A 20326-nucleotide genomic window follows, 5' to 3' on the forward strand; every position below is an offset into this window, starting at 1 on the left:
GACATGCATTCAGTCACGTGACATGCATATGCATGTCACGGCTGCTATCACTCGGCTGAACCGACGATGTGCACATAGATGGAGTCGGTACGTCCTGGCTCATGCTCGCCCTGGGCACTGCTGAGCAGAACGATTCTGTCTCCGTCGGAGACGGCACCGGCGTTCTTCAAGGTGTTGTCGGCGACTGCCATCAGCTCGTTGCGCGTCAGGTCATGGTAATCGGAATCCAGCAGGAAGGACTCGGTACCCCAGCTCAGCGCCAACCAGCGGTAGGTGTGAGCGTTGGTGGTCAGACCGTAGATCGGAGCAGCAGGACGTTCACGGGAGATGCGGTGAACGGTGTTGCCGGTCTGAGTGAAGGCGACGATTGCCTTGGCGTTGAGCTTCTCGGCGAGGTCCACGGCGGCGGACGACACTGCGCCCGCGTTGGACATATCGAGGTTCTTCAACTCAGGAATGCGGTCGAAACCGTGCTCCGTGGCATATCCCGAAATGCGGGACATGGTGCTCACGGTCTCGGTCGGGTAATCGCCTACAGCGGTTTCGTTGGAGGTCATGGTCGCGTCGGCGCCGTCAAGCACGGCGTTGGCGCAGTCGGAAGCCTCTGCACGGCTCGGGACCGGGGAATGCACCATGGAACCGAGAACCTCGGTCGCGACGATAACGGGCTTGGCATACTGACGAGCAAGCTCGATGCAGCGCTTGGTGACCAGAGGAACCTCTTCGAACGGCATCTCAACGGCCATATCGCCACGGGCGACCATGATGCCATCGAATGCCTTGACGATCTCTTCCAGGTTCTCGACGGCCTGAGGCTTTTCGATCTTGGCGACGATCGGGATACGGCGTCCCTCTTCGTCCATGATCTCGTGTGCACGGTCGATGTCGGTCGCGAAACGCACGAAGGACATGGCGATGATGTCCGCACCGGTCTGGATTGCCCAGCGAAGATCGGCCTGATCCTTTTCGGTCAGTGCAGGAAGACTTACCGCAACGCCAGGAAGGTTGATGCCCTTGTGAGACGAGACGGGTCCGGCGACGATGACCTTGGTATGGACGTTGTTGCCTTCGACATTGGTGACCTCAAGACGAACCTTGCCGTCATCGATGAGAATCGGGTCTCCGGGATGGCAATCCCCCGGCAGTCCCTTGAAGGTCGTCGACGTGATGTTCTCATCACCCTCGACATCGTCCGTGGTGATGGTGAATTCCTGGCCTGCCTTGAGGATGACCTTGTCTTCACCTTCGGCGTTCTTCTTGAACCAACCGCAACGAATCTTCGGTCCCTGCAAATCAACGAGGGCTGCAACGTTACGGCCCGTCGTTTTGCTGGCTTCGCGAAGGTTGCTGTACACCTTGAGATGATCTTCAGGAGTTCCGTGCGAGCGGTTGAGTCTCGCAACATCCATACCCGCTTCAACGAGCTTGGTAAGATTTTCCAACGATTCTGTGGCTGGTCCGATGGTGTCTACAATCTTGGCTTTGCGCATGAATGCCTGCCTATTTCCTTTTTTGATGGTTGGGAGTCAGTTGACGACCCCTATCTTCCTCTACCGAGTCTACTAGCTGTCGACGACGGCACACTGCCTGAACGAGCAAATAATGTGAGCGTTCACATATTCGCCGAAGCCTTGAATGGCAAGCATCTGGACTACTTTGCCATATGTTCATCCGCACGTTCCAGTTGCTTCATCTTGAATACGCTGGCGATTGATGCCGCCCCGATGGAGAACACGATGACCACCAGGGAAAGCCAGGTCGGTATTTCGGGAACCGCGAGTATCGGCCTGCCTCCGTTGATGAAGGGCAGCGAGTTGCCATGCAGGGCCTCGAGAATGAGTTTGACGCCGATGAAGGCAAGCACCACCGAAAGACCGATGGGCAGATACACCAGTTTGTCCAACAGTGCGCCAAGCAGGAAATAGAGCTGCTGCAGACCAAGCAGCGCGAAGATATTCGCCGTGAAGACGATGAAGGGGTCCTTGGTGAGACCGAATATCGCAGGGATCGAATCGAAGGCGAACATCACATCCGTGGTGCCGATGGCGAGGAACACGATCAGCATGGGAGTGAAGTACTTCACGCCGTTGATGGTGGTTCGCAGATGCTTGCCGTCGTATTGATCCGAAACCTTCATGACCTTGCGCAGGACGCGTATTACGCCGTTCTCGTGGTATTCCTCTTCCTCGTCACCTCCAGAAATCAACTTGAATGCGGTAAACAGCAGGAACGCGCCGAAGAGGAAGAACACCCAGGTGAACCTCTCGATAAGCGCCGACCCCGCAAGAATGAACAGTCCCCTGAGCAGCAGCGCGATGGTGATGCCCACGCTGAGCACGAATTTCTGGTATTTCTTAGGCACCGCAAAATTCGACATGATGATGACGAACACGAAGAGATTGTCGACGCTGAGGGAATACTCGGTCAACCAACCGGAATAGAACTCGACGGCTGGACGCGGGCCGGCGACCCACCAGAGCAATCCTCCGAAAATCAGTGCCATCACCACGAAGAAGACGATATGCTGCACGCACTCCTTCGTGGAGGGCACATGCGGCCTGCGTCCGAGAACGAACAAGTCGACGACGAAGAAAGCCGCGAGGACGACAAAGGTGCAAATCATAAACGCCAGAGGGGTTTCAGCCATAATCCACCACTATACGTGACCACAATGACCACGATATCTCGTCTGATGATGACGATGTCGTCAGACACCGGCGATGTTCAGGACTGGGTGTTGAGCATCTGCCGCAGTTCCTTCTTGAGATCGCGAATCTCGTCGCGCAGCCGCCCCGCGAGTTCGAATTGAAGCTGTTCTGCAGCCGTATGCATCTGCTCGCTCAGTTGACGTATCAGATCGGACAGATCCTGAGCCGGCAAGCCTGCCTGCAGAATCTCCTGATGGCGTTTCTGCGCCTCGTCCTTATCCATCGACGGAATGCCCAGATGCGAATTCCCGGCCTTGTTGGCGTTGCGGTATCCGCCTTCGAGCAAGGTCTTCGTATCCACATCCTCGCTGGCGAGCATATCGCTGACATCGCTGATCTTCTTGATGAGTGGCTGAGGATCGATGCCGTGTTCGGTGTTGTATGCGATCTGCCGCTCACGACGACGGTTCGTCTCATCGATGGCCTTCGTCATGGCATCCGTACGCTTGTCGGCGTACATCAGCACCGTGCCCGAAACATTTCGGGCGGCACGTCCCACGGTCTGAATCAACGAACGATACGATCGGAGGAAGCCTTCCTTGTCGGCATCCAGAATGGCCACCAGAGAGACTTCCGGCAAATCCAGACCTTCACGCAGAAGATTGATGCCTACGATGACGTCTATGCTTCCCTGTCTCAATTCGCGCAGCAGTTCCACTCGTCGCAGCGTATCGACATCGGAATGCAGATATTCGACCTTGATTCCGCGTTCAAGAAGGTAATCGGTAAGATCTTCGGCCATCTTCTTGGTCAGGGTGGTGACCAGCACACGTTCGTGTTTCGCAATGCGGTCCTTGATCTCCGCCAGCAGATCATCGACCTGACCTTTGGTGGGACGCACCTCGATGCGTGGGTCGACCAGCCCTGTCGGACGGATGATCTGTTCGACCACACCGTCGGACAATCCCATCTCATAGTCTCCCGGTGTCGCCGACAAATAGACGGTCTGACCGACGCGGTCCAGGAACTCAGGCCACTTCAAAGGGCGATTGTCCATTGCGCTGGGAAGACGGAAGCCGTGCTCGACCAGAGTCCTTTTCCTGCTCGCGTCGCCTTCGAACATCGCGCCTATCTGAGGGACGGTGACATGCGATTCGTCTATGACCAGCAGAAAATCATCGGGGAAGAAATCGAGAAGGGTGTGCGGCGGAGTGCCCGGCGCACGGTCGTCGAAATGCCGAGAATAATTCTCCACCCCGGAGCATACGCCTATCTGCGTCAGCATCTCCAGGTCATACGTGGTACGCATCGTCAGACGTTGGGCTTCGAGTTCCTTGCCCTGTTTGCGAAGCTCGGCGACGCGCTCGTCGAGTTCGCTTTTGATGGTTTTCAACGCTCGTTCCATACGGTCGGGTCCAGCCACATAATGCGTGGCCGGGAATATATGCACTTCGGATTCATGACCGATCTCGTCGCCCGTCAGGGGATGCAGAGTCGAGATGCGCTCCACCTCATCGCCGAAGAATTCGATGCGAATCGCCAGTTCCTCATACACGGGAATGATCTCCACCGTGTCTCCGCGCACTCGGAAGGTGCCTCGGGTGAAAGCTATGTCATTGCGTTTGTACTGCATCTGGACGAAGGTCCGCAACAGGTCGTCACGGTTGAGCTCCTGCCCCTCTTTGAGGAACAGCATCCTTCCCGCATACTCCTCCGGCGTGCCCAGGCCGTATATGCAGGACACCGTGGCCACCACCACGCAGTCACGTCGTGTCAGCAGATTTGCCGTCGCGGCATGACGCAGGCGTTCCACATCATCATTGATGTTGGAATCCTTTTCGATGTAGGTATCGGTCTGAGGTATGTACGCCTCGGGCTGGTAGTAGTCGTAGTACGACACGAAGTAACTGACCGCATTGTCGGGCATCAGTTCTCGGAATTCGGCGCACAACTGCGCGGCCAGTGTTTTGTTCGGCTCGATAATCAGCGTCGGCCGTTGGAGTTTTTCGATCATCCAGGCGGTGGTCGCGGTCTTGCCGGTACCGGTGGCGCCCATCAGCACCACATCGTTCTCACCGTTCTCGATGCGTTCGGTGAGCTGCTCGATGGCCGCAGGCTGGTCACCTGAAGGCTGATATGGGGACTTCACCACAAAGGGCTTGTTGCTTCGTTGAATCTCGAATCCCATATCTCATACCTTCCCACTGCCTTAGTCGGCTACGCCCTGCTTGGCACGCTCGGCGTCCTCAGCCATCAACCGCTTGTATATCCTACCAACATAGTCGAACATCTGTTCTAGTCCCTGAGAGGAATCTATGATGATGTCCGCGACTTGCTCCCTGTCGAAACTGGAGGACTGGCTGCGGACTCGATTCTCCGCCTCTCTCTGCGACATGTGGCGGCTGTTGAGCATTCTGGACACACGTTCATCCACGGGCGCCTCGACACTGATCACATGCTCGAAGGAAAACGGAATGCTCTGCGACACCTCGGCGAACAGAGGAATCTCGTGCACAATGATGCAGGGCTCGCCATCATGGCCGAGCTTACGGCGCAGGATCGCCTCCTTCTTTGCAGCCTCCTCATACACCATCGGATGAATGATGCTTTCGAGTCTGCGTCGTTCCGCATCCCGCCCAGGGGCGAACACCGTCGAGGCCATCCATGAACGGTTAAGCTCACCCTCGGCATTCAGGGACTTGGGACCGAATGCGACAACGATATGCTGCAAAGCCGGGGAGCCCGGCCGAACCACCTGACGCGAGAGCATATCGTAATCTACGATTCCGGCACCCAATTCCTCAAGTCGGCTCGATACCGTGCTTTTCCCCGCCGCGATTCCACCAGTCAAAGCGATGCGCATCGATATTCCCTTCGTTTCGGATTGTCCACTGGTCGTCTGGATACAGTCTTGCGCGGCTATGCCGGACTTCTTTCCTGACATCTTCATACCCGTCTGCAGATGAGCGCATTCCCACCCTCGCTGACGGCATCGGAGCTGTGGTCAACTACCAAACACTACATGGCGTTCTGCGCGCATCGTCGTGCGTCCTCATGTGCGTCGCATACCCGCCACAAACACGAGGAGCCCGGCCGAAACCGAGCTTCTCATGTGACTGGTGGCTGTAATTAGCGGAAGTGATCAGTTCTTTTCGCTCAGCAGCTGCTCACGCAGTGCTGCAAGCTGATCGTCAGCGGCAAGGGTGCCCTCATTGCTGTTTTCGGAAGAATAGGTTGAGCTTTCCTCAGCCTTCTTCTCCTTGGCAGCGGACTCTTGCCCGTCTTCGGCCGCGGAGTTCGCTGCGTTCTCGATCTCCTTGGCGACGAAGGCCTTGTGCTCTTCCCAAAGGTCGTGAGCAGCCGCATACTGGGCTTCCCACTCTTCGCGCTGCTTCTCGTATCCGGCGATCCATTCGTTGGTCTCTGGATCGAAACCTTCCGGATACTTGTAGTTGCCGCTCTCGTCGTACTCTGCCGGCATGCCGTAGAGTGCCGGATCGAAATCTTCGGAAGAAGGATCGACCGAATCATTGGCCTGCTTGAGAGACAGTGAGATACGACGACGATCGAGATCGACATCGATGACCTTGACGAAGACCTCTTCGTTCGGCTTGACGACGGTCTCGGGGTTCTCGACGTGGCGGTTGGCCAGCTCGGAGATGTGCACCAGACCTTCGATGCCGTCTTCGACGGAAATGAACACACCGAACTGCACGATCTTGGTGACCTTGCCCTTGACGATCTGTCCGGGAACGTGGGTGCGAGCGAAACGCTGCCACGGATCTTCCTGTGTGGCCTTGAGGCTCAGGGAGATACGTTCGCGATCCATATCGACATCGAGCACCTCGACGGTGACCTTGTCCCCAACCTTGACAACCTCGCTCGGATGATCGATGTGCTTCCAGGAAAGCTCGGAAACGTGGATCAGGCCGTCAACGCCGCCGAGATCGACGAATGCGCCGAAGTTGACGATGGAGCTGACCACACCTTCACGAATCTGGCCCTTCTTGAGCTGCGAGAGGAAGGTCTCGCGCACTTCGGACTGCGTCTCTTCGAGGTACTGACGACGTGAGAGAACCACGTTGTTGCGGTTCTTGTCCAGCTCGAGGATCTTGGCCTTGATCTTCTGCCCGATGTATGGGCTCAGATCGCGGACGCGACGCATTTCAACAAGCGATGCAGGCAGGAATCCACGCAGACCGATGTCCACGATGAGTCCACCCTTGACCGCTTCGATGACGGTACCCTCAACAACGCCGTCGGCGTCCTTGATCTTCTCGATGTCTCCCCATGCACGCTCGTACTGAGCACGCTTCTTGGAGAGGATGAGACGGCCTTCCTTGTCTTCCTTGGTGACGACAAGTGCCTCGATGGAGTCGCCGACCTGCACCACTTCGTCAGGATCGACGTCTTTCTTGATGGAAAGCTCGCGGGAGGGGATGACACCCTCGGTCTTGTAGCCGATGTCGAGCAGCACTTCGTCATGATCGACCTTGACTACCGTGCCCTCAACCAAATCGCCATCATCGAAGTTCTTGATGGTGGAATCGACTGCCTTGATGAAGTCCTCCTCGGTGCCGATATCGTTAATCGCTACCTTCTGGGCTTCTGTGTTATTCTCTGCCATTAATTGATTGTTTTCTGTAGATTGTGTTGGATAAAATCTGTATTCAGTTATGTTGATGTTCATCTTAAGTTATGGGAATCTGCCTTTTCGACACATTCAGTGTCAATACTAGGCGAAAACACGCCGATTGTCATGTATTCGAACGCTCAGCGATTTCCACGACGTTCTTCAGCAGCATCGCACGGGTCATGGGCCCCACTCCTCCGGGATTGGGGGTGTATGCGAAAGCCTTCGCGCGTGCCGCCGGGTCTACATCGCCTACGATGCGCCACTTGCCGCTGACAGGGTCCTTCACCCTGGAAACACCGACATCCACAAGCACCGCGTCCGGTGCCACATCGTCTGCGGTCACGATTCCGGCACGCCCGGTGGCAGCGATGATGACTTCGGCCTCACGCAGGTGCCGTTGCATATCCGCGGTCCCCGTATGACACAAGGTCACGGTGGCGTTGACGTCGTTCCTGGTCAGCATAAGCCCGACGGTACGTCCTATCGTGATTCCTCTTCCCAGCACGCAGACGCGTCGGCCCGCAAGATCGATGTCGTAGCTTCGCAGCAACTCGATGACACCTCGGGGAGTGCACGGCATCGGGGTCCGCAGCTCGCCTTTCGGATGGAGCACCAGCTCACCAAGGTTATACGGGTGCATGCCGTCGGCGTCCTTGGCGGGATCGATGCAATCGATAATCGCATTCGCATCCACTCCGTCCGGCAAGGGCAACTGCACGATGAAGCCGGTGCATGCGGGGTCTTCGTTGAATGCCAGGACCTCGGCCTTGATCCGGTCCGCATCCGCGTCCGCGGGCAGATTGCGTCGCAGCGACCGGATACCCACTTCCTCGCAGTCCCTGTGTTTTCCGGCAACATAGCGCGAGGAGGCGGGGTCATCGCCTACCAGCAGTGTTCCGAGCCCCGGATGCACACCTCGTTCCGCAAGCTTCGCGACCCTTGATTTCAGGTCCGCCTTGATGGACGCAGCGACCGCGATACCATCGAGTCTCAATACCATAAGATTGACTCCTGTTCTGCTCACATTGCTTCGCAACTTAGGCTATCGTGAAAGCAGGATGAGCAGTGCTCGCCACTGTTTTCCCACTATGAAACCAAACTCGTACGAACCGGACGATGAACCGAGAAGAAGGCAAGGCATGAAGCGCACGCTGCGTTATCTGGCCCGTGCAACGGCTGCACTGCTCGTCGCGATCTTGGCGATCGGCGTGAGCGCATGCTCAATGCGCGATTCGACAAGCAAGACCTCGGCTCCCGCGCCCTCAGGCCCGATTATCGTGGTCTCATCCCTCGGTCAGTGGGGGTCATTGGTCCAGCAAATCGGAGGCGATCAGGTCAAAGTCACGTCCATCCTCACTGATGTCTCGACGGACGCAAGGACCTTCGAGCCGAGCGGCTCTAACGCGGAATCGATTTCGAATGCCGGAATGCTGGTGGTCAATGGTGCCGGATACGACTCCTGGGCATCCAAGTTGATAGGCAAGAGCACTGTGCTCATCAGCGCCGCAGACACCGTCGGCGCCTCCGAGGGCGACAACCCCTATCTATGGTTCTCCAAGGAAGCGCGTAAGAGCGTAGCCACGGAGATAGCTGAATCCTTGAGCAGGGTACGCCCTTCGGAAAAATCGTACTTCCACCGGCAGCTCGCCACATGGCAGAAAAGCGAGACAAGCGTGGAAAGCACCATCACCGCTTTCGCCAAAACGCATCGCAATCTCAGCTACGCCGCCACCGACGCCACCGCCTACTATCTGATGGCCGATCTGGGATTCAAGGACGCCACACCTGAAAGCTATCAGCGTTCCACGCAGTCAGGCGGAGAGGCGACGACGAGCGATATCAAGGAGTTCACCGCCCTGCTGGAGAAGCAGCGCATCGACTTGCTGATTACCACGCCAGGTGCCTCGCAGTCCGGGAGTGCCGAGAACACCGAGGACAACAATGCCGAGTCCACTTTGGTCTCCCAGACGCAGCATGCCGGGATTCCGGTTATCGGCATCACCGCGCAGATGCCCGATGCCAGCTCGACGCTTACGCAATGGGTCGAGGACCTGATCGGAAACATCAGCGACAACACGGCCAAGAGCGATGTCGCCGCACCTCCATCGCCGGCAGCGAGTACAGTTCCTAATGAAAGCGGTTCTCAATCGCAGTAAGAGATGCGGCGGCCGGCTCAGAGGCAGTCATATTCGGGCCGGGGACACGCAACTATTGAGCACACAAGAACAGGGTATACAAGAGCAGAAAGCCATTCATGCAAGAACATGCAGCGCAGGAGTGCATCGTATTTTCGGATGCATCCATAGAACGAGGTGGCCGCCTGATATGGTCGCATGGAAATTTCAGCATTCCAAGCGGCACGGTAACGGCGATCGTAGGCACCAACGGCACAGGTAAAACGACGATGATGAACGCCGAACTGGGGCTCCTCCCCCTGAAAAGCGGCACGGCGACCATCCTGGGCAAGCCCGCAGGGCAGGCGAACGAAGGCATCGGATACGTTCCGCAGAGCTACACCTCAGATATTGATTCCAATCTGACCGCCGAACAGTCGGTCCTGCTGGGCCTGACCGGGACCAAATTCGGTCTGCACATCACCACGGAGAAGGAACGGAGCAAAGCCCTTGAGGCCATGGCCTTCACCGGGATCGCAGACAAGGCTCACATGAGACTGTCCCAGCTGTCCGGAGGTCTGCGACAGAGGGTGGCCATCGCTCAGGCCCTGGTGGCCGACCCCGAGCTGCTGATGCTCGACGAGCCGCTGGCCAATCTCGACCTGGCCAGCCAACGCGCCACCGTTCACGTCCTCTCGCGTCTCAACCGGGAACTCGGCATGACCATACAGGTCGTGGCGCACGATCTCAACATGCTGCTGCCCATACTCACCGGCGCGGTGTATCTGCTCGACGGGCACCCGCATTACGCCGAGATGAACACCGTCCTCGACTCACATCTGCTTACGCACCTGTACGGCACCACCGTGCAGGTGGTGACCACACCCCAGGGCGACATGTTCGTCACCCCAAGCGCCGACGAACCGGATGACGTGGTGCCGGACACACACGATGCATCGGATGTAGCCAACTTCCATCACCACACCGCCGCTCACACCACAGGAGGAGAACGCGCATGAGTTCCGTAGATTTTTCGTTCGACCCTGCGTGGATGACCACGCTTCAGGCACCCTTCATGGTGAATGCGGCCCTCGCCGGACTGTGCATCTCCATCGCCGCAGGCATGATGGGATATTTCACCATAGCCAGGCATTCGACATTCGCCGCCCACGCACTCGCCCACATCGGTCTGCCTGGTGCCACCGGAGCGGTACTGCTCGGTCTGCCGGTTTCCGTGGGCCTCGGCGTCTTCGCCCTTGGCGGGGCGCTGGTCATCGGCGCCCTGGGCAAACGGGCCACCCAGCGCGAGATCGCGACCGGAACCGTGCTCGCCTTCGCCACCGGTCTGGGACTGTTCTTCGCCCGGCTTTCCACCTCGGCATCCCAACAGATGCAATCAATCCTCTTCGGCTCCATTCTCACGATCACCACAGGGCAGATTGTCGGTTTCCTGCTATTCGACATCGTTCTGCTGCTGGTGGTGACCATCGTCTACAGGCCCTTGCTCTTCAGCTCACTCGATGAGCAGGTGGCTCAGGCCAAGGGAGTGAACATCGGTGTGATGAACGTGATTTTCATGGCCATGATGGCGGGAGTCATCACCATCGCGGTTCCCGCCGTCGGTACGCTGCTGATCTTCGCCCTGGTCATCACCCCAGCTGCCACCGCGAACATTCTCGCGGCCTCGCCCTTCCATGCGATGCTGCTTGCCGGCGGCATCTGCCTGCTGTCCATCTGGGGCGGACTGGTCCTGGCGGCGATGTTCCCCACACCCCCGAGCTTCATGATCGTGACTATTTCGACCGTTCTTTGGGCGGTTACCAAATTTGTGGCCTCGCGAAGGTCATAACTCACCGCATGCAGGCGCATTCACAGCCGTTCACTGACCGAATCCCCGCACAATCGAGCTGCATCACCTGTGCACCGCCGTTTGTGTAGGGATTCTTTGATAGACGAAGCTCTGCCACCAATCAGCACGCTTGAAATCTCGACATTCTCGATGTCATGCAGCTTCGGCAATCATTAAAATCCCTACACAAATGAGATTCGTGCGCATTAGAGCGCGGTCTGCCGAATCAGCGTTGCCGTCGCCATGGCCGCCATGCCCTCACCATGCCCGGTAAATCCCATGCCATCCGTCGTTGATGCCGTCAATGTGACAGGGGCTCCAAGTGCCTGACTCATGGACATCTCGGCTTCCTGCCTGCGGGTGGAGATATTCGGCTGCTGCGTCACAACGACAACGCTTGCGCCGTTGATTGACCAGCCTCGTCCCGCGAGCATGATGGCAATTTCCCGAATCATGTCACGTCCGTGCATGCCGGAACCCTTCGATGTCGGACCGACGCCGAAAAACGACCCGATATCGCCCTGATTCGACGCTGAAAGCAGGGCATCGATGACGGCATGAGCCACGACATCGCCGTCCGAATCTCCCGACAGCCCGGATACTCCTTCGCCTTCGGCATCCTCCCAACGCATGCAGGCGAGCCACAGCTCTCGCTGTTCATCCGGCGTCGCAAAGCGATGGGCGTCGAACCCCATGCCCACTCGCAAGGCGCTGATACCCGCACCACTGTTCTCCACCATGATTGTCCTCCGCGCTCTGCCATGCCCGATGCCTGGCACTGGGTCCGGATATGCAAATGGACTGGATGATTCATCCAGTCCATATCGTGCCGCAATCCTACTTCTTCGACTTCTTGCTCTCCGCGTCCAAGCGCGCCAAAGTCTCGGTAGCGGGCTCCTTGGGAGTCTTCGAATGATGTTTCTCATCCCCCGGTTCGGGGTCCACATAGCCGAGATTGACATCCAGAAGATGCTGGGCTTCTTCTTCCCCCAGACCTTCGGAGAGTGCGATCTCCGATGTCAGAATGCTGCGGGCCTTGGTCAGCATGCGTTTCTCGCCTGCCGACAGCCCGTGCTCATCGACGTCACGCTGAGCCAGATCACGCACGACCTCGGCTATCTTGTTGACGTCACCGGTTGCGATCTTTTCGACGTTGAGCTTGTACCTGCGTGACCAGTTCATCTCTTTTTCGATGATGGGCGTGCGCAGAATCTCAAAGACCTTGGCAACCTCGCGGGCACCCACGATGTCCCTGACACCGACCTTCTTCGCGTTATCCACAGGGACGTTGATCACCAGACCGTCCGACGACAACACCGAAAGCTGAATATATTCGCGTGTTATCCCTTTGACTGTCCGTTCGGTGATGGCCTCGACCTTTGCTGCGCCGTGACGCGGATAGACGACCATATCGCCGACGTTATATGCCATGAACCCTCCATGATAAATGCAAAACTCGTGTTATTCTGCCATACGGTCAGGACTTGCACCTATATATTCATGCACAGCGCTCGATGGGACTACAGGCGCGGTTGATGCGAAAATCCGCCCCGGCAACCACGCGGAACTGCGCCCCGGCCCTGCCCCAAGGGACACGCCAACCATGATGCGCTGAGAGCATATACACTGCATATATGGACACTCTTACAACAGATGACCACCGCACAACGGCGTCGCACGTGGACTATGGCGTCCTCGATTCGGTCAGCAATGCAAAATTCTACAATCCGCATGCCATCCTCGGAGGGCATCTCAACGACGGCGAGGGCGAAGGCCACGTAACGGTACGAACGCTGCGTCCGCTGGCGAAGCACGTCACGATCGTCACGCAGCATGGCGAATACGACGCCCAGCACGAATTCAACGGCATCTTCACCGTCGTGATACCCGCGCAGCGCAACGGAGCGCAGTGGTCGGTGCCCGACTACCGTATTCGGACGACCTATGCTGACGGCACGACTTTGGTCGAGGACGACCCCTACCGATATCTGCCCACGGTCGGCGACGTGGACGTCTACCTCTTCGGCGAGGGACGGCACGAGCGCCTATGGGAGGTCCTCGGCGCCCACATCATGCATTTCGACGATCCCATGGGTTCCGCCAACGGCGAGCCGGGCAAGACGGTCGATGGCGTATCCTTCGCCGTCTGGGCTCCCAACGCCCATGCGGTCAGGGTCGTCGGCGATTTCAACTACTGGGACGGCCGCAGATTCGCCATGCGCGAGATCGGCTCCTCCGGCATCTGGGAGCTGTTCATCCCCGGGCTGGAAGCCGGGGCGCTGTACAAATACGAGATCCTCAACTCCAACGGCGAATGGAAGATGAAGGCCGACCCGATGGAGCGCGGCCACCAGATTCCCCCTGCCACCGCATCCAAGGTGGTGGATTCGCATCATACCTGGCACGACGATTCATGGATGACCCGCCGAGCTCAGACAGACCCGCACTCCGGGCCGATCAGCATCTACGAGCTGCACGCCGGCAGCTGGAGAGAGGGCCTGAACTATCGCGAACTGGCCGATCAGCTGGTGAAATACGTCAAAGACCTCGGATTCACCCATGTGGAGTTCATGCCGCTGACACAGCACCCCTTCACCGGCTCCTGGGGCTATCAGGTCACCGGATATTACGCCCCGGATTCACGACACGGCTCGTACGACGATTTGAAATATCTTATCGACACGCTCCACCAGGCAGGCATCGGCGTGGTGATGGATTGGGTTCCCGCCCACTTCCCCAAGGACGATTTCGCGCTCGGCCGCTTCGACGGCACGCCGCTGTATGAGGACCCCGACCCTCAACGCGGCGAACACCCGGACTGGGGCACATACGTGTTCAACTTCGGACGCAACGAGGTGCGAAACTTCCTGGTGGCCAACGCGCTGTACTGGCTTTCGGAATTCCACATCGACGCATTGCGCGTGGATACCGTCTCCTCAATGCTGTATCTCGATTACAGCCGCAAGGACGGCGAGTGGCACCCGAACATCTACGGAGGGCGCGAGAACCTCGAAGCCATATCCTTCCTGCAGGAAGCGACGGCAACGGCGTACCGTGACAATCCGGGCATCATGATGATCGCCGAGGAATCAACCTCCTGGCAGGGCGTCACCGCGCCCACAGACGCGGGCGGGCTCGGCTTCGGCCTGAAATGGAATATGGGTTGGATGCACGACACCCTTGAATACATGCAGGAATCCCCTATCAACCGCAAATACCACCACGATGAAATCACCTTCTCGATGGTCTATGCGTACTCCGAGCATTATGTGCTGCCCATCTCCCATGACGAGGTCGTCCACGGCAAGGGTTCGCTGATGGAACGCATGCCCGGTGACGACTGGCAGCGTTTTGCCGGCGTGCGTGCCCTGTTCGCATACCAGTGGGCCCATCCCGGGAAAAAACTGACCTTCATGGGCAACGAACTGGCCCAATTCGAGGAATGGAACAACAACCACAGCATCGACTGGGATTGCCTGAACTGGGAGGACCATCGCGGAGTCCAACGGCTCGTCGCGGATCTCAATGCCCTGTACAAGCGGACGCCGGCCCTCTGGAGCCAGGATTTCGACCCCGCAGGGTTCCAGTGGCTGACCAGCGACGACTCCGATCACAATGTGCTCAGCTTCGCGCGCTTCGGCAACAACGGGGAAGCGGTTGTGGTGGTGGTGAACTTCTCGGGAAACGCGTGGTCGGATTATCAGGTGGCGCTGCCCCAAGGCGGTTCGTGGAAAGAGGTCCTCACTACTGACGACTCGCGATACGGTGGTTCGAACATCCACAACGACAGCTTCGTTGCCGACGAAGAACCGTACCATTCTCGTGAATGGTCCGTGAAACTCACGATTCCTGCGCTGGGAGCACTATTCTTGGTACCTGAGGACTGACACGATGCGTCTGTCACGCATCCACAAAGTAAGGCAAACGTGAGTATGATCAATAATTCAATGTCTCCCGCAAAACCGCACACGATTCTGGTCGTCGAGGATGAACCGACACTGGCCACGGCCATCGCACAGCGATTGACGGCAGAGGGATGGACGGCGAGGGTGGCATCCGATGGGGCCAGCGCGGTTCAGGCAGCAGCACAGCTCCGTCCGCAATTGGTGATTATGGATATCATGCTTCCGGTGATGGACGGTCTCGAGGCGACGAAGCGCATCGTGGCGGAACGCCCTGTTCCCGTGCTGATCCTTACCGCACGCGACGACGAGGCGGACAAGGTCATCGGTCTCGGAGCCGGTGCCGATGACTATATGACCAAACCCTTCTCCATGCGTGAGCTGATCGCAAGATGCAAGGCCCTGCTGCGAAGAGTGGAACGTGCCAAAGTCATCGCCAAGAACTCCGAAAACGAGAAGCTGCTCGACTTCGGTTCACTGATCATCGACCCTGCACAGCGCATCGTCACCATGGACGGAGAGCAGGTTCATCTCACTCCGACCGAGTTCGATCTGCTCGCCACGCTGGCGCGTAAACCGAAATCCGTGCTCACCCGAGAAAAGCTTCTGGAAGAGGTCTGGGACTGGGTCGATGCCTCCGGCACCCGAACCGTGGATTCGCATGTCAAGGCCCTGCGTCACAAGCTCGGATCGGAAATGATCAGAACGGTGCACGGCGTCGGCTATGCTTTCGAGCCGCCGGAGGCCGATACCGCGAACTGATTCAGACAGCACTCCTCGCATAGAGCAGGGATCGAGTTTCATAGGACACCATGCAGAAATCTCCGAAACACAACTCAGCGCCACATGTCGATCCGGAACGACCGATTGGCTTTCTCTCCTCCCTGAAGGGCGAGCTGAGCATGCTGATCACCATATCCACCGCCATCGCCTTCGTCATGGCCTGGTTCCTGTTGAAAGTGGGATGGAGCGGATGGATCGCCATGCCGCTCACGCTCATCGTGGCGCTTGGCATCACCTATGTGTTTTCACGAGGACTGACTTCCCCGTTGAGGCAGATGCGTGATGCCGCCACGTCGATGTCTGCCGGAGATTACAGCGTGCGCGTGCAGGCGGCGACCCTCAGCCATGACGAGGTGGGGCAACTCGCAAGATCCTTCAACGAGATGGCCGAAGAACTGCAGCACGCCGACCAGATGCGGCTCGATATGGTGGCGAATGTGAGTCACGAATTGCGCACACCGGTGTCGGCGCTGCAGGCCATGGTGGAGAATATGGCCGATGGCGTAATCGAACCGACCGCCGCGAATCTTGACAGCATTCTGGATCAAACGCACAGGCTTTCCGATCTGATCGCCTTTCTGCTCGACCTCTCTCGTATGGAGGCTGGTGCCGCCAGCCTTGAAATCGACGCCTTCGACTTCGCAGACTTCATCGACGAAACCGTGGAACCGTTGGAAATAGCCGATTCCGGGCATGCACACGATATTCGCATGGATGTACCCTCCGGCATCAGCATGGAGGGCGATCAGGATCGTCTACGTCAGCTATTCACCAATATCATCGCCAACGCTCTGAAACATTCCGCCGACGGCACCACCGTGCTGGTCGAGGCTCACGAAGACGAAGAGCACGGCAACATCGTGACCAATGTCGTGAACTACGGCTCGCAGATTCCTCAAGAGGCCCGTTCAGACATCTTCCGTCGTTTCGTCAAGGGAAAGGCCGGGCCGGGAACCGAATCAGGAGGCACCGGTCTCGGGCTGTCCATAGCCCGATGGGCCGCACAGCTCCACGGAGGTACCATCGTGGTCGTCGACGACCCGCGCGGGGCCGATTTCGAGATCACACTCCCCAAATACCATGTAACACAGTATCGCGGTTCAATCGAGCACCGCCCGTAGATTCGCTTACCCCCCCCTGCAGGTGCAGACATAACGCATCGTCTCTGCCGTCGTCTCTGCCGTCGTCTTTGTGCCGTCGTCTTTGTGCCGTCCTGCCGATGACGTGCGGCCGCGCGTGGATGCCGCGTCCGTCCGTATCGTGGAACACCCGGCACATGCATATGCGGCTCTTCGCATTTGGGCGTGCAAGAGGCCACGCAATACGATAACCGCATCACAAGGACAGCTTTTCCCGAGAATTCTTGGCACATTGCCGTCCTGGCGATGCAGTTATCCGGCACATTCTTTTGTTGACGTGATATATTCGAACATATGTTCGAATATATATCGTTGCGGACGAATCCTGGTGGCAGCAGGAGGGTCTATGTCTCAACTATCCTCTGAGGAAATGACGGAGGACGTGCAAGCCACGGGGTCTGCACAGAACCACCGCCCATCAGGCACACGCGCCGGTTCGTCGCGACAGAACGACGTCGCGAATACCATCTCCCCTGAGCGAAAGACACTGATATTCCGCCCGCTGATCGACCCTCGGCCAGTTCCCGCGGCCATGGAGTCCGTTCGGGCCGGTTTCCCGTCGGTAGCACAGGACTATTTCGCCGGTGATTTCAGTTTCGACGAAAACGTCATCCTCCATCCCGACACCACCTTCATCCTTACCGTTGCAGGCGACTCGATGGAGGGTGCAGGCATTTTCGATGGAGACCTTCTGGTCGTCGACCGTTCCCTGAATCCCGAGGACGACGATGTGGTGGTGGCCATCCTGGACGGTGAACTGACCGTCAAACGCCTCGTAATGCACGGGCGCACGCCGATTCTCCATCCTGAAAACCCCCTGTATCCGGACTTCGCTCCACTCGACGGTCAGAGCCTTGAAATCTGGGGCGTGGTCACGGGAAACTATCACAGTCAGAAGCGTATGGACGTGATTCGCCATCACGCCCAATCGAAGGACGCTCCCGCGACACCGCCGATTATCCGGCCGAAACCGACCGGAGGCCACACTCCGCCGCTTCGACATCCGTCACAGAGCCAACCGCGTGAGAACAGCGCCTATGCCTCGAAAGGCTGGGGCTGAGCACATGGCAAGGAATATTCCCGACATCCCGCATCATTCGGCTGCACCCTCTGCTTCCGCAGAGTCCTCGGCTCCACGTACGCGAAATGCAGCACCACGTCTCATCCTTGCCGATGCCAACAGCTTCTTCGCCTCATGCGAAACGGTGTTCGACCCTTCCCTGGCGGGACAGGCCGTGGTTGTGCTCTCGAACAATGACGGGTGCGTGGTGGCACGCAGTGCCGAGGCGAAACGACTCGGCATCGTCAACGGCACTCCCTGGTTCAAAATCAGGGAGCAGGCCATGCACGACCATGTCATAGCGCGCAGCTCGAACTACGAACTCTACGCCAGCCTCTCTCACCGGATGATGCATGTGATGAAGGAGTTCCTTCCCGGCCAGGAGGTCTATTCTATCGACGAGTGTTTTCTGAAGAGCTCAGCCGACGATGAGACCCTGACCGATATATGCACCGAGATGCGCAATGCCGTTCTCAACGGCGTGGGCATACCGGTCAGCATAGGCATCGCACCGAGCAAGACACTGGCCAAGATATCCAATCACTGGGCCAAGCAGCACAGCGGCACGAACGGCATCACCCTATGGAACCACATCGACGAACATCACGGCGACGAAGCACTGGCGAGCGTGCCTATCGACGATATCTGGGGAGTCGGCAGACGACTGACGCGCAAGCTCATGGGCATGGGCATCACCAATGCCCTGGCACTCAGAGACAGCGACCCGGTAATGATTCGTCACCGTTTCTCGGTGACGTTGGAACGTACCGTACTCGAATTGCGCGGCATCCCCTGCATCGAAGAAGAGTCGGATGCCAACGGCGGCGTGCGCAAATCCCAGATCATCTGTTCGCGCATGTTCTCCTCTCCCGTGACCGGCTACGACACGCTGGCCCAGGCGCTCAGCGTCTATGCCCAACAGGCCTGCCATCGGCTGCGACGGCAGCACAGTCTGTGCTCACGGGTCGCTGCTTTCAGCTCCACGAGCCCATACCAGCAGAACTACGCAAGAATCTCGGATATGAAGGTGCTCGACGACCCGAGCGACAACCCCATGATCATCACCAAAGCAGCCTGTGAAGCGCTCCGACCTCATGTCGACCAGCATGCGGCGTACATCAGGGCCGGAGTGCTGCTGATGGGTCTTTCTCAGGCGGAGCATTACCAGACCTTCGAAGGTTTCGAAGCTGCCAGAGACACGTATGAGCTCGGTTCAACCATCGAGGAAATCTCACGACGCTTCGGTTCGCGACGCGTAGGCATAGGCTATGGAGGTTTGAGGGGTTCCGGGCGCAGCGACGCCGACACCGGTGCGAGCTGGTCCATGAACCGCAACATGCTGTCAGGCCGGTGCACCACGCGTTGGGATGAGATGGCGGTGGTCCATGCCCGTTGACGCCCTATCACACCCTGCGAAGCGTGCTGGCTCACGGCCATCCAGGGTGCTCGCCAGGAGCAGGGCTGTCAGCGGCCGAGCACCCGCATCGGCCAACACGCGAATGCACTGGCGCAGCGTCGACGCAGTGGTGACGATGTCATCCACCACAATGACCTGTACGTCACGCAGCGATTCGCGGTGACGCAGATGAATCAGACCGCTGGCTCTGCTGGCTCGGTCACGAAGACCTCCGGTCTGCACCGATTTTCTGACGTCGCCGCGCACACGCATGCAGTGGTCCACAAGCGCGGGGATGCCGGCGTCGTTGAGCCGCGCGGCGACGGCCCCAGCCAGATGCAGAGTCTGCAGACGACCGCGGTTATTCAGCGACTTCCGAGAGGACGGTACCGGCAAGACATGAATCGGAGCATCCCGACGCAGCTCGGGGTGTTCGTGCAGATACGGTATAACGGTCCGCGTGGCAAGTCGTGCCAGTTGGTCGCCGAGTGCACGGGACACTTCTCGGTCACCGTGATCCTTCCAGGAGAGAATGGCGGCTCTCACTGCATTCCTATAGATTCCGGCGGCATAGCAGCGTCCCATCAGCGTCCCAGGAAGCGTTCTGCCCACAATCACGGAGAAATCGCCGCGACACGCTGCGCAGAGTATCTCATCGGGCGCCTCGCATCCGGCACAGCCTCTGGGAAACAGCACGAGCCCGCAGGCATGAAGCAGCGATTTGCTCGTGTGGAGCATTAGAGACAGCCGCTTGGAGCAACGGTGCGTGTCATCGGTCATATGCATAGTGGACGACTCT

The 20326-nt window shown here is 58.2% G+C and carries 17 protein-coding genes; 8 read left to right on the forward strand and 9 right to left on the reverse strand.

The window, feature by feature from the left end; translation table 11 throughout:
• Window positions 1-47 precede the first annotated feature (47 nt).
• From pyk to DB51_RS06180, 6 genes are all read right to left on the reverse strand, one after another.
• A complete protein-coding gene (gene pyk, locus DB51_RS06155) occupies window positions 48-1490 on the reverse strand; it encodes a pyruvate kinase (RefSeq protein WP_034252607.1) in 1443 nt (480 codons plus the stop codon).
• Window positions 1491-1651: 161 nt separating this feature from the next.
• On the reverse strand, window positions 1652-2647 hold the full coding sequence (locus tag DB51_RS06160; RefSeq protein WP_034252610.1) for a TerC family protein: 996 nt from the start codon (window positions 2645-2647) through the stop codon (window positions 1652-1654).
• A gap of 77 nt (window positions 2648-2724) precedes the next feature.
• Window positions 2725-4836, reverse strand: a complete 2112-nt coding sequence (gene uvrB / locus DB51_RS06165; protein WP_034252612.1) for an excinuclease ABC subunit UvrB — start codon at window positions 4834-4836, stop codon at window positions 2725-2727.
• A 21-nt stretch (window positions 4837-4857) separates the two neighbouring features.
• Complete coding sequence (gene coaE / locus DB51_RS06170) at window positions 4858-5511, reverse strand: dephospho-CoA kinase (protein ID WP_051867466.1); 654 nt, start codon at window positions 5509-5511, stop codon at window positions 4858-4860.
• Window positions 5512-5790: 279 nt separating this feature from the next.
• Window positions 5791-7275 carry a 30S ribosomal protein S1 gene (rpsA, locus tag DB51_RS06175; protein ID WP_034252613.1) on the reverse strand — a complete coding sequence of 495 codons (1485 nt, stop codon included), beginning with the start codon at window positions 7273-7275 and terminating at the stop codon, window positions 5791-5793.
• 130 nt (window positions 7276-7405) lie between these two features.
• Complete coding sequence (locus DB51_RS06180; protein WP_034252615.1) at window positions 7406-8284, reverse strand: bifunctional methylenetetrahydrofolate dehydrogenase/methenyltetrahydrofolate cyclohydrolase; 879 nt, start codon at window positions 8282-8284, stop codon at window positions 7406-7408.
• 139 nt (window positions 8285-8423) lie between these two features.
• On the opposite strand from DB51_RS06180, the gene DB51_RS06185 reads away from it, so the two are divergent.
• The 3 genes from DB51_RS06185 (at window position 8424) to DB51_RS06195 (ending at window position 11247) form a co-directional block, all read left to right on the forward strand.
• Window positions 8424-9440, forward strand: a complete 1017-nt coding sequence (locus tag DB51_RS06185) for a metal ABC transporter solute-binding protein, Zn/Mn family (RefSeq protein ID WP_162174626.1) — start codon at window positions 8424-8426, stop codon at window positions 9438-9440.
• A 98-nt stretch (window positions 9441-9538) separates the two neighbouring features.
• Window positions 9539-10417, forward strand: coding sequence for an ABC transporter ATP-binding protein (locus DB51_RS06190; protein ID WP_034252616.1), 879 nt, complete (start codon window positions 9539-9541; stop codon window positions 10415-10417).
• Window positions 10414-11247, forward strand: coding sequence for a metal ABC transporter permease (locus DB51_RS06195; RefSeq protein ID WP_034252617.1), 834 nt, complete (start codon window positions 10414-10416; stop codon window positions 11245-11247). The genes DB51_RS06190 and DB51_RS06195 overlap by 4 nt, the downstream gene beginning before the upstream one ends.
• Window positions 11248-11453: 206 nt before the next feature.
• On the opposite strand, the gene DB51_RS06200 is transcribed toward DB51_RS06195, so the two are convergent.
• Together DB51_RS06200 and DB51_RS06205 are read right to left on the reverse strand one after the other, a co-directional pair.
• Window positions 11454-11987, reverse strand: coding sequence for a 2-C-methyl-D-erythritol 2,4-cyclodiphosphate synthase (locus DB51_RS06200; RefSeq protein ID WP_193786471.1), 534 nt, complete (start codon window positions 11985-11987; stop codon window positions 11454-11456).
• Window positions 11988-12084: 97 nt separating this feature from the next.
• Window positions 12085-12678 carry a CarD family transcriptional regulator gene (locus tag DB51_RS06205; RefSeq protein WP_034252618.1) on the reverse strand — a complete coding sequence of 198 codons (594 nt, stop codon included), beginning with the start codon at window positions 12676-12678 and terminating at the stop codon, window positions 12085-12087.
• Between the two features lie 203 nt (window positions 12679-12881).
• Here DB51_RS06205 and glgB point away from each other — a divergent pair, with 203 nt between their 5' ends.
• The 5 genes from glgB (at window position 12882) to DB51_RS06230 (ending at window position 19527) form a co-directional block, all read left to right on the forward strand.
• The gene (gene glgB / locus DB51_RS06210) at window positions 12882-15134 is read left to right on the forward strand and encodes a 1,4-alpha-glucan branching protein GlgB (RefSeq protein ID WP_051867331.1); all 2253 of its coding nucleotides are present in this window, start codon (window positions 12882-12884) and stop codon (window positions 15132-15134) included.
• A 45-nt stretch (window positions 15135-15179) separates the two neighbouring features.
• On the forward strand, window positions 15180-15911 hold the full coding sequence (locus DB51_RS06215; protein WP_034252619.1) for a response regulator transcription factor: 732 nt from the start codon (window positions 15180-15182) through the stop codon (window positions 15909-15911).
• Between the two features lie 50 nt (window positions 15912-15961).
• A complete protein-coding gene (locus DB51_RS06220; protein WP_051867332.1) occupies window positions 15962-17053 on the forward strand; it encodes a sensor histidine kinase in 1092 nt (363 codons plus the stop codon).
• A gap of 364 nt (window positions 17054-17417) precedes the next feature.
• Window positions 17418-18131, forward strand: a complete 714-nt coding sequence (locus tag DB51_RS06225; RefSeq protein WP_238548317.1) for a LexA family protein — start codon at window positions 17418-17420, stop codon at window positions 18129-18131.
• Between the two features lie 4 nt (window positions 18132-18135).
• Window positions 18136-19527 (forward strand): Y-family DNA polymerase, encoded by a 1392-nt coding sequence (locus DB51_RS06230; protein ID WP_084674594.1) that lies wholly within the window; start codon window positions 18136-18138, stop codon window positions 19525-19527.
• On the opposite strand, the gene DB51_RS06235 is transcribed toward DB51_RS06230, so the two are convergent.
• A complete protein-coding gene (locus DB51_RS06235) occupies window positions 19474-20307 on the reverse strand; it encodes a ComF family protein (RefSeq protein ID WP_162174627.1) in 834 nt (277 codons plus the stop codon). The two genes, DB51_RS06230 and DB51_RS06235, sit on opposite strands and share 54 nt — an antisense overlap.
• Between the last annotated feature and the right edge of the window lie 19 nt (window positions 20308-20326).

It is taken from the genome of Bifidobacterium crudilactis, from assembly GCF_000738005.1.
GTDB lineage: Bacteria > Actinomycetota > Actinomycetes > Actinomycetales > Bifidobacteriaceae > Bombiscardovia > Bombiscardovia crudilactis.

Excerpts from the sequence above, each read along its gene's own strand:
- pyk (WP_034252607.1), bottom strand. The coding sequence starts at position 1,490 with ATGCGCAAAGCCAAGATTGTAGACACCATCGGACCAGCCACAGAATCG.
- DB51_RS06160 (WP_034252610.1), bottom strand. The coding sequence starts at position 2,647 with ATGGCTGAAACCCCTCTGGCGTTTATGATTTGCACCTTTGTCGTCCTC.
- uvrB (WP_034252612.1), bottom strand. The coding sequence starts at position 4,836 with ATGGGATTCGAGATTCAACGAAGCAACAAGCCCTTTGTGGTGAAGTCC.
- coaE (WP_051867466.1), bottom strand. The coding sequence starts at position 5,511 with ATGCGCATCGCTTTGACTGGTGGAATCGCGGCGGGGAAAAGCACGGTA.
- rpsA (WP_034252613.1), bottom strand. The coding sequence starts at position 7,275 with ATGGCAGAGAATAACACAGAAGCCCAGAAGGTAGCGATTAACGATATC.
- DB51_RS06180 (WP_034252615.1), bottom strand. The coding sequence starts at position 8,284 with ATGGTATTGAGACTCGATGGTATCGCGGTCGCTGCGTCCATCAAGGCG.
- DB51_RS06185 (WP_162174626.1), top strand. The coding sequence starts at position 8,424 with ATGAAGCGCACGCTGCGTTATCTGGCCCGTGCAACGGCTGCACTGCTC.
- DB51_RS06190 (WP_034252616.1), top strand. The coding sequence starts at position 9,539 with ATGCAAGAACATGCAGCGCAGGAGTGCATCGTATTTTCGGATGCATCC.
- DB51_RS06195 (WP_034252617.1), top strand. The coding sequence starts at position 10,414 with ATGAGTTCCGTAGATTTTTCGTTCGACCCTGCGTGGATGACCACGCTT.
- DB51_RS06200 (WP_193786471.1), bottom strand. The coding sequence starts at position 11,987 with ATGGTGGAGAACAGTGGTGCGGGTATCAGCGCCTTGCGAGTGGGCATG.
- DB51_RS06205 (WP_034252618.1), bottom strand. The coding sequence starts at position 12,678 with ATGGCATATAACGTCGGCGATATGGTCGTCTATCCGCGTCACGGCGCA.
- glgB (WP_051867331.1), top strand. The coding sequence starts at position 12,882 with ATGGACACTCTTACAACAGATGACCACCGCACAACGGCGTCGCACGTG.
- DB51_RS06215 (WP_034252619.1), top strand. The coding sequence starts at position 15,180 with ATGATCAATAATTCAATGTCTCCCGCAAAACCGCACACGATTCTGGTC.
- DB51_RS06220 (WP_051867332.1), top strand. The coding sequence starts at position 15,962 with ATGCAGAAATCTCCGAAACACAACTCAGCGCCACATGTCGATCCGGAA.
- DB51_RS06225 (WP_238548317.1), top strand. The coding sequence starts at position 17,418 with ATGTCTCAACTATCCTCTGAGGAAATGACGGAGGACGTGCAAGCCACG.
- DB51_RS06230 (WP_084674594.1), top strand. The coding sequence starts at position 18,136 with ATGGCAAGGAATATTCCCGACATCCCGCATCATTCGGCTGCACCCTCT.
- DB51_RS06235 (WP_162174627.1), bottom strand. The coding sequence starts at position 20,307 with ATGACCGATGACACGCACCGTTGCTCCAAGCGGCTGTCTCTAATGCTC.